Below are 17,063 nucleotides of genomic sequence, written 5' to 3'. Positions count from 1 at the left end.
CCGGAACGGGCGGGAGCCCCCTGCCTTGCCTCAGCTGGCTGCGCGCACGGTCTGGGTCTGGACGCCCAGGCCCTCGATCTCCAGCCGCATCACGTCGCCCGGTTTCAAATAGACCGGCGCGGGCTTGATCCCCATGCCAACGCCCGGCGGTGTGCCGGTGGCGATCACGTCGCCGGGGTGCAGGGTCATCAGCTGGCTCAGATGCGCGATGATCTGCGCGACTGTGAACACCATCGTGCGGGTGCTGCCGGTTTGCCTGCGCTCGCCGTTCACGTCGCAGGTCAGCCACAGGGTCTGGGGATCGGGCACCTCGTCGCGGGTTACCAGCCAGGGGCCTACGGGGCCGAAGGTGTCGCAGCTTTTGCCCTTGGTCCATTGGCCGGTCAGCTTGGTCTGAAAATCGCGCTCCGACACATCGTTGATCACGCAGTAGCCCGCCACGTGGTCCAGCGCCTCTGCCTCCGGCACATATTTGGCAGCGGTGCCGATCACCACGCCCAACTCCACCTCCCAATCTGACGCCACCGAGCCGCGCGGCAGGATCACGTCGTCATTTGCGCCGGTAATCGAAGACGTGGCCTTGAGGAACAGAATCGGATGCTCCGGCAGCGCCATGTCCATTTCTTCGGCGTGATCGGTGTAGTTGAGGCCGATCCCCAGGAATTTGCCCGGCTGTCCGACACACGGCGCCAGGTCCGGCGTGCCCGGCACCAGCGGCAGCGTCTGCGGGTCCAGCGCGGCCAGCCGGGCCAAGGTTGCGTCATCCAGCACAGCCCCGGTGATGTCCGGCACATGCGCCGACAGATCACGGACCGCGCCTGCGCTGTCCAGCAATCCCGGACGCACATCTCCACCAATGCGGTATCGCAGAAGTTTCATGAGTGTCTTCCCTGTTTCCTGTTGGTTCCGGTTCAGTTGGAGACGTAGCCCGCCACCACCTGCAGCAGCTTGAAGGCGGTTGAGGCGTCGTTTTCGACGACCGCCAGGAATTCCTCCTCGCCGATCCGCAGGCAGCGCAGGTCGCTTTCCGCAATCATGCTCAGCGCCCGCGGCTCCTGCCGGATCAGGCCCAGCTCCCCCACCAGCCGACCCGGGCCGACCCGGGCAATCAGCCGGTCCTCCCCGCCCTCTTGCGGCAGGTAAAGCCCGGCCTCGCCTTCGAGGATCATATAGGCGCCGTCCGAGGCCTCATCATCCTTGAGGAAAACCGCCTCGCCCTTGGCGGCCTCATACCAGCGCGCGCCAAAGGCCAGCAGGCGCAGCTGGCGGCGGTTCAGGCCAGAGAACAGTTCCGTCTGCTCCAGCGCCCGCAGCTTGCGGGCAAGGTCCTGGCTGGCCGCCCCCTCGCTTGCCGCCACTGCCTGCGCCTCGTCGCTGACCAGGCGTCCCTGTCGCATTTCATAGAACACGTCGAACACATCGGGATTCTGGAAACCGGACGCTAGGTAAATCAACGTGGTGTCCGGCAGCAGCTTGCGCAGGTTCTTATGCACCGCCACCCGGGTTTCGAGGTCATAGCTTGCCATGGCGGTATCCAGGATCAGGATGTCCGGCCGCTTGATGGTGGCCCGGCAGAAGGCCAGCGGCTCGGCAAAGCTGGCCGCCAGCCCCTGCCCGCCGACGGCGATCGGCATGTCGAAGATCAGCTCCACCACCTTATCGCGCAGGCCTTCGCGCACCATCAAATCGGAAACCAGCTTGCGCACCTCATCCGCCTTGGAGCCGGCCGCATCCGAAATTTTGCCGAACAGCGCGTTTTCCAAAACCGTCAGGGTGGGGGCGAAACTGGCCCTGGAGAACGGCACGAAGCTGGACCCCAGCGAGTCCAGGAGGCTCTGCCCGTGGCTGCGGCGGAAGCCCAGGATTCGCTCTTTCATCCTGTCTTCGAAAGCCGGGCCAATCTGTTCGGCAGATATGGTGAAGGGCACGATCAGCAGCTGCGCAAGTTCTTCGCGGCTGAGCTTTGCGGCATTGCCGGAACCTTGCCGGTCCATGAGTGCAATCGCCGCCTCATAGGCCTCCACATCCAGCCCCAGCTTGCGGAACAGCGGGTGGCCGGTGCCATCCATGCCGAAGATCTGCCGCAGCATTTCCACCACATCGCGGGTCAGCGACACCAGCCCCTCGTCCAGCCCCAGCTGTTTGAGCTGGGCCAGGAACTCCGCGTGACGCAGCAGCGTTTCAACCGTCATCGCCTCCTGGGACGCGGCAAACAGCAGGTTCTCCGCGACCGGCAGCGCGGGGTTGTAGCTGTCTGCGTCCAGAAACCGAACATGCACGTCCAGGCCCGCGTCCTCGATGGCCTGGCGCACAGCAGGACGCAGCCTGACCAGCTGGTCTGCCAGGCCCGGGTGGGTGGGGGCCTCGAAGAACTGGTCGATGCCGCGGCGGAACAGAGCGGTGTCGGACCCTATCCCTTCCACCAGTTTCAGCCACCAGCCCCGCAGCTCCTCCTCGCTCGTGAACCCGGCGAGCTCAGGATCCAGCCAGCGCGCGTCAAAGGGATCGGGGCTGTTGCCTGCGCGAATGGCAGTGTCCAGCCGCTCCAGGTCTTGGCCCTGGTCCAGCGGGCGCAGCCGCATCGGCATCATCACATTGTCGCCGAACGAGCCCTGGAACAGAACCGGCCGCGAGGTGGCATAACCGATCCGCGCCGCCAGCGTGGCCTGGTGCAGGCCGCTGAGGTTCTGATCGGCGACCGTGACGGTGCCGGAGGACGGCAGGATTTCCCGGGTCAGCAGTTCCGCCAGGGCGCGCCTGTCTTCCTCCGAGGGGGCGGCAATCCCGATCACCTGCCCGGCGGGGAAAGCCGCGCTCAATTCTTCCAGCACAAGGTTTCCATCGGCGTCCCGCACGGTGACGGAGTCCAGCACAATATCGCCGTTGAGATGCGACAGCTCCTCCGGCTCGCCGGTCATCAGCTGCTCGCCGACCATCCCCTGCGGTGCAAAACGTTCCAGGACCACGTCCCAGCGCAAGCTCATGTCCTGGGTCTGGTTGTAATAGGCCAGAAGCTCTTTCCAGGGGGCGGCGAGATCCTTGTAGGCAGCCAGCGCCGCCACCAGCGCCCCCAGCGAGACCTTGCCCTGCAAAACGAGGTAGCCGCCGATTGCGTAGAAAAAGAACGGCGTCAGCTGGGTGATGAAGTTGTTGAGGAACTTCATGAAGAATTTCTTCTGGTAGATCTGGAAGCGGATATCATACAGCCACCCCAGCCGGTCGGTGATCACCGCCATCCGGTAGCGCCAGCCGCCGTTGATCCTGAGCGTCGCGGCCCCCGCGGCGCTTTCGCCGATCTCGGTCGCGAGGGCGCGCACCTGTTTGATCCGTTTCTTGTTCAGCTGGTTGATCTGCCGCTGCAGCATCGGGATCAGCCAGCCTTGCACCGGAATGAGCGCAATCGCCGCCATCCCGAACCAGAAGTTCTGCAGGAACAGAAAGAACAGGATGGTCAGCATTTGGCCCGCCTGCAGCACCGGCTGGCTGACCGCATCCCCCATCAGCCCGCCCATCGGTTCCGACTCCGAGGTCACCATCGACACCAGTTCGCCCTGGCTGACGCGTTCAAAATACGGTTGCGGAAACCGCAGGACCCGGGCGATCAGCTGATAGCGGAAGCGGCGCAGCATCCGCTCGGCCAGCACCCCTTTCATGGTGTTGATCCGCATTTTCAGCAGCCCGTGGCACAGCACCGACACCAGGAAGGCGCCGCACAGGATCCACAGAAAGGTCAGCTGGTCAAAACTGTATCCCAGCACGGTGACGGTATCGGTTTCCGAGCCGATGGCATCGTTGATGATCCGCTTGGGCAGCTCCAGTGTCAGATACAGCAGCGGGAACAGGCAGGCGGTGACCATCAGCAGCACCAGCTGATCGCGTTTCGAGTATTTCCAGATGAAACGGAACAGAGAGCGTTCGATGGGAAAGCTCCATCAATGGCGGCTTCGGGTGTGGTCTGCCTTATGGGTAGCGCGGTTTGACAGGCACAGGCAATGGGCAGAAACCCGCTTTGTCCCGTTACGGCACCCTGCGGGCACGGCATTTGCCAGGCGGCGAAAAACCCGTAAGGTTCCAGCCAGGTACACTTGCTGGAGGTCAATCGGTTTGCCGGATTATGTCGGTTCTGTTCTGCTGCTGCTCTGTGCTTTGCAGGTCAAGCACCTGTTTGCCGACTTCTTTCTGCAGACGCCGAAAATGCTGTCCGGCCGCTGCGCCTATGTCCACGCCGGGCGCGCGCAGCATGCCGGGGTTCATGTGATCGGCTCGGCCATTGTCTTTTTGCTGTTCGGCGCGCCGGTGACGTTTATCCTAGTGCTGGGTCTGCTGGAGTGGGTGGTGCATTTCCACATCGACTTCGGCAAGGCGCGCTTTTCTGAGCGCAAGAAGCTGAATCCGCAGCAGGCGATGTTCTGGCAGGCGATGGGCTCGGACCAGGCGCTGCACCAGCTGACCTATATCGCCATGGCCTGGGCCTGGGTGAAATACGCCGCGATGTGAGTGCGGCCGCCAGCTGGGGGCCGGCCCCCAGACCCCCGGAGTATTTTCCGGAAAAGTGAAATGCCAGGCTCGTGGTTTCAGTTTTTTTCAGATACGCCGGTCCCGCCTCGGTTGGCGTGGTGTTCAGGGCACCACAGGCCTGTCCCGTTTGATCGTGCGCAGCACCACGTTGGTCTGAGCACTGGCGACAGCAGGCAGGCGGAACAAGAAATCCTCCAAAAACCGGTTGTAAGCGTCCAGATCCGGGGCCAGCACCCGCAGGTGGTAATCCGCCTGGCCGGTGGTGGCGTAACATTCCTGAACCAGCGGGCTGGTTTCCACCGCGCGGATGAATTCCACCAGTTTGTCCGGGTCGTGCCGGGTCAGATGCACATGAACGATGGCCTGGAACCCCAATCCCATTGCGGGCGCGTTCACCACCGCGCCGTAGCGCTCGATGATGCCTGCCTCCTCCAGAGCCCGGACCCGGCGCCACAGGGCAGACGGCGACATGCCCACCGCCTCTGCCAGGTCGGCGTTGGAAATGCGGGAATCCTCCTGCAGCAGGGTCAGGATGCGGCGGTCGCGGCGGTCGAGCTTCATATAACGGTCAAATTTTCCGTGTTCATGTATCCATCCGGTGAATATACCCATAAATCTGCGTAAAACCAGCAAGTATGGCAATTCTTTTCAAGCCAGCAGGATTATCTTTCCGCGATCCATTGAAGCCGTGCAAGGACTCCCCCTGCGATGACCAAGCTGAGCCACGATTTCCGCAGCTACAAGCTGGACGACCGTTATGACATGACCAAGGGCCGGGTGTTCCTGACCGGCACCCAGGCGCTGGCCCGGGTGATGCTGGACCAGGCGCGCCGCGACCGCGAAGCGGGGCTGAACACCGCGGGGTTTGTGTCGGGCTACCGCGGATCGCCGCTGGGCGGCGTGGACCTGGAATTCTGGCGCGCCAAGGCTCGGATGCAGGAAAACCGGATCAAGTTCATGCCCGCCGTGAACGAAGACCTGGGCGCCACCGCCGTTCTGGGCGCCCAGCAGGCGGTGCTGGACCCGCACTGCGAAGTCGAGGGCGTGTTTTCCATGTGGTACGGCAAAGGTCCGGGCGTCGACCGCTCCGGCGATGCGCTGAAGCATGGCAACGCCTACGGCTCATCTGCCAAAGGCGGGGTGCTGGTGGTGGCGGGCGACGACCACGGCTGTGTCAGTTCCTCGATGCCGCACCAGTCCGATGTGGCCTTCATGTCCTGGTTCATGCCAGTGCTGAACCCGGCGGATGTCTCTGAATACCTGACCTTCGGCGAGTACGGCTTTGCCCTGTCGCGCTACTCCGGCACCTGGGTTGGCTTCAAGGCGGTCTCGGAAACCGTGGAAAGCGCGCGCTCGGTCGAATTGCAGCCGGATCGCGAATTTATCTACCCCGAGTTGCCGGACTACCCCGGCGGCTTGCATATCCGCCGCGCCGACCTGCCCTCCCCCGAGATCGAAACCCGTATCCACGCCAAGCTGGACGCGGTGCGCGCCTTTGCCGAGGCGAACCCGATCGACAAGCGGATCTATGACATCAAGGAGGCGCGGTTCGGTTTCGTGTCCACTGGCAAGGGCCATCTGGACCTGATGGAGGCGCTGCGGCTGCTGGGTCTGGATGAGGCCGCCTGCCGCCGTCTGGGCATCGACATCTACAAGGTTGGCATGGTCTGGCCGCTGGACCGCACCGATGCGCTAAAGTTCGTGAAGGGCAAGCAGGAGGTGCTGGTTGTCGAAGAAAAGCGCGGCATCATCGAGAGCCAGTTCAAGGAAAACTTCTATGACTGGCCCGGCAGCAAGCCTGAGAGAATGGTGGGCAAATACGACAGCCAGGGCGAGCCGCTGATCCCCTGGACCGGAGAGCTGAGCCCGCTGCTGCTGGCGCCCATCGTGGCGGCGCGGCTGGACAAGTTCTTCCCCGAAGAAAACCTGCCCGCCAAGGCGGCGGCGCTGACTGCGGAGCCGCCGAAGGTGCTGAACGTGCCCGGCGCCACCCGCACGCCCTATTTCTGCTCGGGCTGCCCGCACAACACTTCGACCAAGCTGCCGGAGGGGTCCAAGGCGTTTTCCGGCATCGGCTGCCATGTGATGGCCAGCTGGATGGACCGCGACACCGCCGGCTATGCCCAGATGGGCGGCGAAGGCGTGCCCTGGACCGTGGCCTCGCAGTTCAACGGCGGCAAGCATGTGTTCCAGAACCTTGGCGAAGGCACTTGGTACCATTCCGGTTCTCTGGCAATCCGCCAAGCGGTCGCGGCGGGCACCAACATCACCTACAAGATCCTTTACAACGACGCGGTGGCGATGACCGGCGGCCAGCCTGTCGACGGGCCGGTCTCTGTGCATGGCATCGCCCAGACCTGCCGCGCCGAAGGGGTGGAGCGGATTGCCCTGGTCTCCGACAACGTCGGCAAGTTCAGCCGCGGCGACTTTCCGGCGGGCACCACCTTCCATGACCGCAGCGCGCTGGACACGGTTCAGCGGGAACTGCGCGAGATTCCCGGCGTCACCGTGCTGATCTACGAACAGACCTGCGCCACAGAGAAGCGCCGCCGCCGCAAGCGCGGCAAGATGGAAGATCCGGCAAAATTCGCCTTCATCAACGATCTGGTCTGCGAGGGCTGCGGTGATTGCTCTGTGGAATCCAACTGCCTGAGCGTGGAGCCGAAGGAGACGCCCTTTGGCCGCAAACGCAAGATCAACCTGTCGACCTGCAACAAGGATTTTTCCTGCCTGAACGGGTTCTGCCCAAGCTTTGTCACCGTCGAAGGTGCTGCCCGGCGCAAGAAAAAGATCGCCGGGCTGGATGCCGCTGCACTGACCGCCAAGCTGCCCGCGCCCGGCCTGCCGTCGCTTGCGGAGCCGTTTGACCTGCTGGTCACCGGGGTTGGCGGCACCGGGGTTGTCACCGTCGGCGCGCTGATCACCATGGCGGCGCATCTGGAGGGCAAAGGCGCAAGCGTGCTGGACTTCACCGGCTTTGCCCAGAAGTTCGGCACGGTTCTGAGCTATATCCGGCTGTCCGCCGCTCCGGACACCTTGAATCAGGTACGGATTGACCAAGGCGGCGCGGATGCCGTGATCGGTTGCGACGTGGTGGTCAGCTCTGCGCCCAAGGCCTCCGTCCATTACCGGGCCGGCACCAAGGTTGTGCTGAACCGGGCAGAGATGCCGACCGGCGATCTGGTGCTGCGCCGGGATGCCGACCTGATGGCAGGCGTGCGCGAAAGGACGATTGCCGAGGCTGTCGGCCCGCAGAACCTCTCCGGCTTCAACGCCAATGAGGCGGCGGAGAAGATGCTTGGCGATGCGGTGCTGGCCAACGTGATGATGCTGGGCTTTGCCTGGCAGAAGGGCCTGGTGCCGGTCAGCGCCGGGGCGCTGGACCAGGCGATTGAGCTGAACGGCGTGGCGATCGACAAGAACCGTCTTGCCTTTGCCATCGGGCGCGCCATGGCGGTGGACCCGGGTCTGGTTGCCAGCCATTACGAGGAAGCGCCGCAGAAGGAGGAAACGCTGGACGAACTGATTGAGCGCCGTGCCACCTTCCTCACCGGTTATCAGAACATGGCTTATGCCAGCCGCTATACCGCAGCCCTGAACCGGTTCCGCGCGGCCCTGCCGCACGACGCCCAGGAAGAGCTGACCGCAGCCGCCGCCCGGTCGCTGTTCAAGCTGATGGCCTACAAGGACGAATATGAGGTCGCCCGGCTGCTGACCAGCGACGGGTTCCAGCATCAACTGGAGGAAGAGTTCGAAGGCGATTTCTCTGTCAAATACCATCTTGCCCCGCCGCTGATGAACTGGAAGCGGGATGCACGGGGGCGCCCGGCGAAACGGGCGTTTGGCGCATGGATGCGCCCGGCGATGAACCTTTTGGCCAAGGGTAAGGCGCTGCGCGGCTCGGCCTTCAACATCTTCGGCTATCACGAAGAAGCCCGGCTGCACCGCGATCTGCTGGCGTGGTATGAGGGCGTGCTGGACACCGTGGCGGGCCGCTACGGCGCAGACAAGCGTGCACAAAGCCTGGAGCTGCTGAGCGCGCCGATGGACATCCGCGGCTACGGCCCGGTCCGCCTGCAGGCCGCCAAGGACGTCCGCGCAAAGGCTGAGGAGACGCTCCGCAACCTGTAAAGCCGACCGCCGGCCCGCCCGGGGCCGGCGCGTCACACATCCCAGTGCTGGCGGGTGAATTCGGTGAAGGCTTCCATCTCCTCCGGCAGCGGCTCGCGCCCGGTGAACACCTTGAGGTACTCCGGCGTCGCCTCCAGCCTGTCGGCGTGGCTTTCGTTCGGGTCTGCCATGTCATAGCCGAGCTGCATGTAATAGAGCACCTTGGCGCGTGTGACCGCCTCGCGCTGCGGATAGCCGTAGCGTTCGAACATGGCGGTCAGCGCCTCCACCCGGCGGCGGTCCGAGCGGTCCAGCAGGCTGCGCACCTTGCCGGAACGGCGCGACCAGTCGCGCACCGCAAAGTCCAGCGCGGTGTTGAACAGGTCGGGGTTGGTGATGCAGTGAAACACGTTCAGCACCGCCCCGGTGATGGTCCCGGCGGGTGCCTCGGCCTGGCGCACCATGCCCGCGGTGTTGGTCTGCTCCCAAGTCTTGAGCAGCGCATCCAGCAGATCCTGGCGCGACTTGAAGTACCAGTAGAAGGACGAGCGCGAGACCTGCATCCGCTCTGCCAGCGCCAGCACCTTCACCCGCTCCACCCCGTCGGAGATCAGCACGTCCATCGCCACGTTCAGCCAGTCGTTGCGGGTGACCTTGATATTGCCGACCAGCGGCTCGGCCTCCGGATTGTCGCGGTGAAGAACAGGTTTCTGCGCCATATGCGTCCCTTGGGATCGTTCGCCTTTGCGGTCATCTTATGCCCGGGCGGCTGCTGGCGCCAACATGGCAATGCCGCCGCCCGGCGATAGCGGCACGGTGCAAGTGGCCTGAAGGCCACAGGCCCAGCGCGGCCGGGCGGCAATGCACCTGAACACCCCGAATACGCAAGTGTGACCAGGCGTGAAGACCCTGTTCCCGGCAAGCTGAACCGTCACGCAGCCGGGGCAGATAGCGGCAGACGCCCTGGCGCAGCGCAGGGCTGCACCGCGCAAATACCGGTGAAATCTCCCTTTCCCCGCGCCCCTTTGACCAAATGGGGTTTGACTAAGCAGGCCCCGGCGCGCGATGGTGAGGCCAAAAAACAGGGGAACACACGATCTCATGCACGCCTTGAACCGGCCGGGCGGACACATCTGAATGCGCCCGCTGCTGTCCGTCGAAAACCTCAGCATTGGTTTTAACAAGGACGACTCCGTCGTGAAAGACGTGAGCTTTGCCGTCCGGCCGGGCGAAACCCTGGCCCTGGTCGGGGAAAGCGGCTCGGGCAAGACGATCTCCTGCCGCGCGGTTCTGCGCATCCTGCCGAAAGTGGCGCAGCTGCGTTCCGGGCGCATTCTGCTGGACACCGGCAAGGACCAGCTGGATTTGGCCACGCTGGAGGAACGCCGGATGCGCGACGTGCGCGGCAACATCGTGTCGATGATCTTTCAGGAGCCGATGCGCTCCCTGTCCCCCTTGCACCGGATCGGCAACCAGGTGTCTGAGGTGCTGTGGCTGCATGGCCGCAAAAGCGAGCGCGAGGCCCGCAAACTGGTTTTGGAGTGTTTTGAGCGGGTCGGCTTCCCGGAGCCCGAACAAACCTACCGCTCTTACCCATTCGAATTGTCCGGGGGGATGCGGCAGCGGGCGATGATCGCCATGGCGATGGTGGCCAAGCCTCAGCTGCTGATCGCCGACGAGCCGACCACGGCGCTGGATGTGACCACTCAGGCGCAGGTGCTGGGGCTGATGAAGGATCTGCAGCGCGAGACCGGCATGGCGATGATACTGGTGACGCATGATCTGGGCGTGGTCGCCAATATGGCTGAACAGGTGGTGGTGATGCACAAGGGCCGGGTGATGGAATCCGGCGGCGCAGAGCCGATGCTGCGCGCCCCCGCCCATCCTTATACCCAGGCGCTGTTCAAGGCCGCACCCGGTATCCCGGATGAAGCGGTGGTCGCCATCCCGCCCTCGCGCGAAGACCTGATCCTGGAGATGAGATCGGTCTCCAAGACCTACACGCTCCGTGCCGGCAGGGGCTGGCAGGCGCCGACCCTGATCCACGCCTGCCGCGAGATCGACCTGCGAATGACCCGCGGCGAGACACTGGCGGTCGTGGGTGAGAGCGGCTCCGGCAAGACCACCGCAGCGCGGATCGCGCTGGGCGCAGAATTGCCTGACCCCGGCGGCGAGGTGCTGTTCCGCCCGGCGCAGGGAGAGCCGCCGGTCACCGTCCATGACATGGACCGCGCCGCGCGCACCGCCTTTCAGCGCCAGGCGCAGATGGTGTTCCAGGATCCCTACTCCTCTTTGTCGCCCAGGATGCGCATTCAGGACACGCTGATGGAGCCGCTGGACATCCACCGCATCGGCAGCCGTGCTGAGCGCCGCGACAAGGCGGCGGAAATGCTGCGTCTGGTCGGACTGTCGCCGGACATGCTGAAACGCTACCCGCACGCGTTCTCCGGCGGCCAGCGCCAGCGCCTGTCGATCGCTCGCGCCCTGATGCTGGACCCGGCGCTGATCGTCTGCGACGAGCCGACCTCGGCGCTGGATGTGTCTGTGCAGGACCAGATCCTGCGGTTGCTGGAAGAGATCCGCGATCAGCAGAAACTGTCCTATCTGTTTATCAGCCACGATCTGGCGGTGGTTGCCCGGATTGCCGATGAAGTGGCCGTGATGCGGCGCGGCCTGATCGTCGAGCAGGCGCCGCCGGAAACCCTGTTCTACAACCCCCAGCACCCCTACACCAAGGCGCTGATCGCCGCCCAGCCGGAACCCGATATCGACCGGCCCATCGACTTGAAACTGGTGGCCCAAGGCGCCGGTGCGCCCGAATTCTGGCCCGAGGAGTTCCGCTTTGACGGCGCCGAGGCGCCGCCGCTGGTGAACATGCTCCACCTGGAACACGGCCACAAGGTACGCTGCCATGTTTGATGCCCTGAAACCGTTCCTCGCCGCCGCACTCTGCTTGGCACCGCTCGCCGCACAGGCAGAGCCGGAAGTGCAGGAAAGCGCCTTCTGGCAGTCCGAGGTCAAGGCCGGCTACATGCCGCCCGCCGCCAAGCGTATTCCCGACGTGCCGCTGGTGGTGGATCTGGCGGCCAAGGGGCGGGAATTCGGCATTCAGGGCGGCACCCTCAATACCATGGTCACCCGCTCAAAGGACATCCGCCAGATGGTGGTCTATGGCTATGCGCGGCTGGCCGGTTATGACGAAAACTATCAGCTTAAGCCGGACATCCTGCTGAGCTTCGAGGCCGAAAACAACCGCCGCTTCACCCTGAAACTGCGTCCCGGCCACCGCTGGTCCACCGGCGATCCATTCACCTCGGCCGATTTCCGGTACTGGTGGGAGGACGTTGCCAACAACGAATTGCTGAGCCCGGCCGGGCCGCCCGACTTCATGCGGGTGCTGGGCAAGCTTCCGCGCGTGAGCTTTCCGGATGAGACCACTGTCATTTATGAGTGGGACGCGCCCAACCCGGCCTTCATGCACATGCTGGCCCAGGCCCGCCCGCCATTCATTTACCGGCCGGCGGAGTACCTGAAGCAATTCCATGCCGATTATGCCGATCCGGAGGTTCTCGCCGAGGAAGTCGACTATGCCCGCGTCAAGAGCTGGGCGGCGCTGCACAACAAATACGACAACATGTACAAGTTCGATAACCACGAGCTGCCGACATTGCAGCCCTGGATCAACGCGTCGCCCGGCAAGAAGATCCGCCATCAGTTCGTGCGCAACCCCTACTACCACCGCATCGACAGCCGCGGCGTGCAGCTGCCCTATATCGACACCGTGGAGATGGAGATCGTCACTGCCGGTCTGGTGGCGGCCAAGTCGAACGCGGGCGAAGCCGACCTGCAGGCCCGAGGCCTTGGGTTCCGCGACATTCCGATCCTGCGCAAGGGCGAGAAGGACGGCAGGGACTACAAGACCTACCTGTGGGCGTCCGGCGCCGCCTCTCAGATTGCCATCTATCCGAACCTCAACGTGAACGACCCGGTCTGGCGCGAGATCCTGCGCGACGTCAGGGTGCGCCGGGCCCTGTCTCTGGCCATCAACCGGCGCGCCATCAACCGTGCGCTTTATTTCAATCTGGCCGAACCCGGCGCGATGGCAGTGCTGGAGCAGAGCGAATTCTTCGATCCCGCCCTGCGCGAGGCTTGGGCGGATTTCAATCCGGAGCTGGCCAACCAGCTGCTGGACGAGGCAGGCCTGACCGAAAGGGACGGCTACGGCATCCGCTATCTGCCAGACGGACGCCGGATGGAGCTGGTGGTCGAAACCGCGGGCGAGCGTGAAGAAGTGGAGAACGCGCTGCAGATTATCACCGACGACTGGCGCGACGTCGGCGTGAAGCTGGTGATGCGGCCGCTGGACCGCGACATCCTGCGCAACCGGGTGTTTTCCGGCACCACCATGTCGTCTGCCTGGTTCGGCTGGGACAACGGGCTGCCGCAAGCCTATACCTCGCCGGCTTATCTGGCGCCGACCGATCAGGTGTTCCTGTCCTGGCCGAAGTGGGGGCAGCACTACCAGACCGGCGGCAGCGCGGGCGAGCCGCCTGATATGGCCCCTGCCCAGCGGCTGCTGGCGCTGCTTCAGGACTGGAACATGGCCGCCACCCATGAAGAACGCGCCGCCGCCTGGCGCGAGATGCTGAAAATCCACGCGGATCAGGTCTATGCCATCGGTGTGGTGGCCGCCGCACCGCAGCCAGTGGTGGTCAGCAACCGCCTGCGCAATGTGCCGGAAAAGGCGATCTGGGCCTGGGATCCGGGGGCGCATTTCGGCGTCTACCACCCCGATGAATTCTTCTTCGAGGGCGGCGAAGGCTGATGGAAATACTGCGATACGCCATATACCGCTTTGGCACCATGCTGCTGACGCTGCTCGTGGTGTCGGTGCTGGTCTTTGCCATCATCAACCTGCCGCCCGGCGACTACCTGTCGAACCAGATTGCGGAACTGCAGGCCACCGGCCAGTCCGCAGGCGTTGCCAAGGCCGAGTTCCTGCGCAAGGAGTACGCGCTGGATAAGCCGCTGTGGCAGCAGTACATGATCTGGATGGGCTTCATGCCCGGCCCGCACGGGTTTTCCGGCATGATCCAGGGCAACTTCGGCTGGTCCTTCGAGTTCGACAGCCCGGTGGCCGATATCGTCGGAGACAGCCTGTGGCTGACCGTGCTGGTGAACCTCGCCGCAGTGGTGTTTGTCTATGCCGTGGCGCTGCCGCTGGGGGTGCTGGCCGCCGCCCGGGCCCGCACCTGGGTCGATTACACCACTGCCTTTGTCGGCTATCTGGGACTGGCCACGCCCAACTTCCTGCTGGCGCTGATCCTGTTCTACTACGGCCACCGCTGGTTCGATCTGCCGATCGGCGGGCTGATGGCGCCTGAATTCGAAGGCGCGCCGATGAACTGGGAGAAGGTCAAATCCATTCTTGTCCACCTGATCGTGCCAACCTTCGTGATCGGCACCGCCGGCGCCTCTGCCATGATGCAGCGTCTGCGGGCCAATATGCTGGATGAACTGGGCAAACCGTATGTGGAGACCGCCATTGCCAAGGGCATGGCGCCCTCGCGTATGCTGGCGAAATACCCGCTTCGGGTCGCCTTCAACCCCTTTGTCGCCGATATCGGCAACCTGCTGCCCGCGATGATTTCCGGCTCGGTACTGGTGTCGGTGGTGCTGGGGCTGCAGACCATCGGCCCGACCCTGCTGACCGCGCTCAAGACTCAGGACATGTTCCTCTCGGGCTTCGTGCTGATGTTTGTCGCCTTGCTCACCCTGATCGGCACCATGATCTCTGACGTGCTGCTGGTGCTGCTTGATCCCAGAATCCGCTACGAGGGGCGCAACTCATGACCCAGCTGCCCGACGGACGGTATGTCGACGACGAACCCTTTGACCCGCAGGCCTCGCTGCTGGAGCTGGAGCGCAAAGATCTGGACGCCCCCAACTGGCTGCTGATCTGGCGCAAGTTCAAGACGCACAGGCTGGGGCTGATCTCGGGTATTTTCCTGCTGATTGCCTACGGCCTGATCCCGTTCGCCGGCTTCATCGCGCCTTACGGTCCCAATCAGCGGTTTTCAGAGCATCTCTACTCGCCGCCGCAATCCATCAAGCTGTTTCACGAGGGCGAATTCGTCGGACCCTTCGTGTATCCGATGACCTCCGAGGCAAACCTGGAAACCTTTCAATGGGAGTTCAAGCCAGACACCTCGCGGCCGCTCAAGCTGTCGTTCTTCTGCGAAGGCAGCACCTATAACCTGGCCGGTTTCATCGAAAGCAACCGCCACCTGTTCTGTGCCAGCGAGGACGCGACGATCTTCATTCTGGGCTCCGACCGTCTGGGCCGCGACATCTTCAGCCGGGTGTCCTACGGGGCGCAGCTGTCCCTGACAGTTGGCCTGATCGGCATCACCGTTTCATTTGTGCTCGGCATCTTCTTTGGCAGCGTCGCAGGGTATTTCGGCGGCCGGGTCGACTGGCTGGTGAACCGGGTGATTGAAATCCTGCGGTCGCTGCCGGAGCTGCCTTTGTGGCTGGCGCTGTCTGCCGCGGTGCCCTCGAACTGGTCGCCGGTTGCGGTGTTCTTCATTATTTCGATCATTCTCGGCATTCTTGACTGGCCCGGGCTGGCCCGGTCGGTGCGCTCCAAGTTCCTGTCCCTGCGGGAAGAGGAATATGTCCGCGCCGCCGAGATGATGGGCGCCTCCTCCGGGCGGGTGATCCGCAAGCATCTGCTGCCGAACTTCATGTCGCACCTGATTGCATCGGCCACACTGTCGATCCCGGCAATGATCCTGGGCGAAACAGCGCTCTCGTTTCTTGGCCTCGGCCTGCGCGCGCCGGCGGTCAGTTGGGGGGTCATGCTGAATGACGCGCAGAACCTCACTGCGGTCGAAATCTATCCCTGGCTGGCCGTACCGATGCTGCCGATTGTGATCGTTGTTCTGGCCTTCAACTTCCTCGGCGACGGCCTGCGTGACAGTTTGGATCCCTATCAGCAATGACTCTGCTTGCCACCCTGCCCGACACCGGCACTTTCCGCCTTACCGGCACCGGCCGATGGTCCAGCGCCTTTGCGGTGACGGAATTGGCCAATGCCTCGATTGCCGCCGTAGGCGTGGAGCTTGCGCAGCTGATCGAAGCACTGAACCTCGCGCCCTCAGCCCCCGAAGTCACCGTCGACCAGCGGCTGGCGTCGCTCTGGTTCGGCTACAGTTTCCGGCCTGAAGGCTGGGAGCTTCCCAGCCTGTGGGACGCAATCGCGGGCGTATATGAAACGCAGGACGGCTGGATCCGCCTGCACACCAACCTGCCGCACCACCGGCAGGCCGCGCTGCGGGTGCTCGGGTGCGCGGGAGAGCCCAGCGCCGTCACCGCCGCAGTGCGCCATTGGCAGGCGGACAGGCTGGAAAGTGAGATCGTGGCCGCAGGCGGCGTGGCCGCGGCCATGCGCAGCCGCGCGGACTGGCTGGCCCATCCGCAAGGCCGCGCCGTCGCCGCGGAGCCGCTGATCCAGTGGACCTCCCCCCGGGCTGTCCGGTTGCGGGACCGGCCGCAGGCAACGGCAGTGCGGCCGCTGGCGGGGCTGCGTGTGCTCGACCTCACCCGGGTGCTTGCGGGACCGGTCTCCACCCGCACGCTGGCCGGTTTCGGCGCCGATGTGCTGCGCATCGACCCGCCCGGCTGGGACGAGCCGGGGGTGATCACCGACATTTCCCTGGGCAAGCGCATGGCCGCGCTGGATCTCACCAAGGGCGAAGACCGGCTGGTGTTCGAGACCCTTCTGGCGGATGCGGACGTCCTGGTGCACGGCTACCGCCCCGGCGCGCTCGACGGGCTGGGCTACGGGGCGGACACCCGCCGCCGGATCGCGCCCAACGCGGTGGAGGTGACGCTGGACGCCTATGGCTGGACCGGCCCCTGGGCAGACCGCCGCGGCTTCGACAGCCTGGTGCAGATGAGCGCAGGGATCGCCGATACCGGCCGCGCCTGGGCCAAGTCGGACAAGCCGGCACCGCTGCCGGTGCAGGCTTTGGACCATGCTACTGGTTATTTGATGGCTGCCGCCGTGCTCTCTGCGCTCGCCGCGGCGGCCCGGGGCGCGGAAGTTCCCACGGCCCATCTTTCCCTGGCGCGCACGGCTGAGCTGCTTGCCGGACTGCCAAAATCTGCTGATGCCCCGGACCTTGCGCCCCCCGCGGACAGCGACTACGCCGAGGAGACCGAGCGCAGCGGCTGGGGCCCGGGCCGCCGTCTGGCACCGCCGCTCCGGGTTGGCGCGGAGACGATCCGCTGGATCCTGCCCGCTGCCCGTTGCGGCAGCGGCGCGGCTTGCTGGCCCGGCTGACCGCAGAGGACGGCACGCGCCGCGCGGCAGCGCGGCGCCAGGCCCAACCCCAAGCGGAGCGCGCCAGCGGTCCAGCGCGGGGGCGGGA

General features: G+C 64.6%; 11 protein-coding genes. 7 read left to right on the top strand and 4 right to left on the bottom strand.

The features are described from left to right. Window positions 1-30: 30 nt before the first annotated feature. Together PHA8399_RS04560 and PHA8399_RS04555 are read right to left on the bottom strand one after the other, a co-directional pair. A complete protein-coding gene (locus tag PHA8399_RS04560) occupies window positions 31-879 on the bottom strand; it encodes a fumarylacetoacetate hydrolase family protein (RefSeq protein ID WP_058285004.1) in 849 nt (282 codons plus the stop codon). A gap of 32 nt (window positions 880-911) precedes the next feature. Next, window positions 912-3,857, bottom strand: a complete 2,946-nt coding sequence (locus PHA8399_RS04555; protein WP_208856268.1) for an ABC transporter transmembrane domain-containing protein — start codon at window positions 3,855-3,857, stop codon at window positions 912-914. A 247-nt stretch (window positions 3,858-4,104) separates the two neighbouring features. Between PHA8399_RS04555 and PHA8399_RS04550 the strand changes: the two genes are divergently transcribed. Continuing rightward, entirely contained in the window at window positions 4,105-4,497 is a 393-nt protein-coding gene (locus tag PHA8399_RS04550) for a DUF3307 domain-containing protein (RefSeq protein ID WP_058285002.1), read from the top strand. Window positions 4,498-4,620: 123 nt separating this feature from the next. Here PHA8399_RS04550 and PHA8399_RS04545 read toward each other — a convergent pair whose 3' ends face one another. Beyond that, window positions 4,621-5,079: an Lrp/AsnC family transcriptional regulator gene (locus tag PHA8399_RS04545; protein ID WP_058285001.1), complete on the bottom strand. Its 459-nt coding sequence runs from the start codon at window positions 5,077-5,079 to the stop codon at window positions 4,621-4,623. A gap of 147 nt (window positions 5,080-5,226) precedes the next feature. Here PHA8399_RS04545 and PHA8399_RS04540 point away from each other — a divergent pair, with 147 nt between their 5' ends. Beyond that, window positions 5,227-8,649 carry an indolepyruvate ferredoxin oxidoreductase family protein gene (locus PHA8399_RS04540; RefSeq protein WP_058285000.1) on the top strand — a complete coding sequence of 1,141 codons (3,423 nt, stop codon included), beginning with the start codon at window positions 5,227-5,229 and terminating at the stop codon, window positions 8,647-8,649. Between the two features lie 32 nt (window positions 8,650-8,681). On the opposite strand, the gene PHA8399_RS04535 is transcribed toward PHA8399_RS04540, so the two are convergent. Beyond that, on the bottom strand, window positions 8,682-9,347 hold the full coding sequence (locus tag PHA8399_RS04535) for a TetR/AcrR family transcriptional regulator (protein ID WP_008556855.1): 666 nt from the start codon (window positions 9,345-9,347) through the stop codon (window positions 8,682-8,684). A 418-nt stretch (window positions 9,348-9,765) separates the two neighbouring features. On the opposite strand from PHA8399_RS04535, the gene PHA8399_RS04530 reads away from it, so the two are divergent. The 5 genes from PHA8399_RS04530 to PHA8399_RS04510 are packed head-to-tail and all read left to right on the top strand — an operon-like array spanning window position 9,766 to window position 16,975. Next, window positions 9,766-11,547: an ABC transporter ATP-binding protein gene (locus PHA8399_RS04530; protein ID WP_058284999.1), complete on the top strand. Its 1,782-nt coding sequence runs from the start codon at window positions 9,766-9,768 to the stop codon at window positions 11,545-11,547. Next, window positions 11,540-13,453: an ABC transporter substrate-binding protein gene (locus PHA8399_RS04525; RefSeq protein ID WP_058284998.1), complete on the top strand. Its 1,914-nt coding sequence runs from the start codon at window positions 11,540-11,542 to the stop codon at window positions 13,451-13,453. Before PHA8399_RS04530 ends, PHA8399_RS04525 begins: the two co-directional genes overlap by 8 nt. Continuing rightward, complete coding sequence (locus tag PHA8399_RS04520; RefSeq protein ID WP_058284997.1) at window positions 13,453-14,481, top strand: ABC transporter permease; 1,029 nt, start codon at window positions 13,453-13,455, stop codon at window positions 14,479-14,481. Before PHA8399_RS04525 ends, PHA8399_RS04520 begins: the two co-directional genes overlap by 1 nt. Beyond that, window positions 14,478-15,632: an ABC transporter permease gene (locus PHA8399_RS04515; protein ID WP_058284996.1), complete on the top strand. Its 1,155-nt coding sequence runs from the start codon at window positions 14,478-14,480 to the stop codon at window positions 15,630-15,632. Before PHA8399_RS04520 ends, PHA8399_RS04515 begins: the two co-directional genes overlap by 4 nt. Further along, window positions 15,629-16,975: a CoA transferase gene (locus PHA8399_RS04510; protein WP_058284995.1), complete on the top strand. Its 1,347-nt coding sequence runs from the start codon at window positions 15,629-15,631 to the stop codon at window positions 16,973-16,975. Before PHA8399_RS04515 ends, PHA8399_RS04510 begins: the two co-directional genes overlap by 4 nt. The last annotated feature ends 88 nt before the right edge of the window (window positions 16,976-17,063 follow it).

The sequence above is a fragment of the Leisingera aquaemixtae genome, from assembly GCF_001458395.1.
GTDB classification, from domain to species: Bacteria; Pseudomonadota; Alphaproteobacteria; order Rhodobacterales; family Rhodobacteraceae; genus Leisingera; species Leisingera aquaemixtae.
The sequence above is the reverse complement of the archived record's forward strand: the minus strand, read 5'-3'. Positions and strand labels throughout refer to the sequence as shown.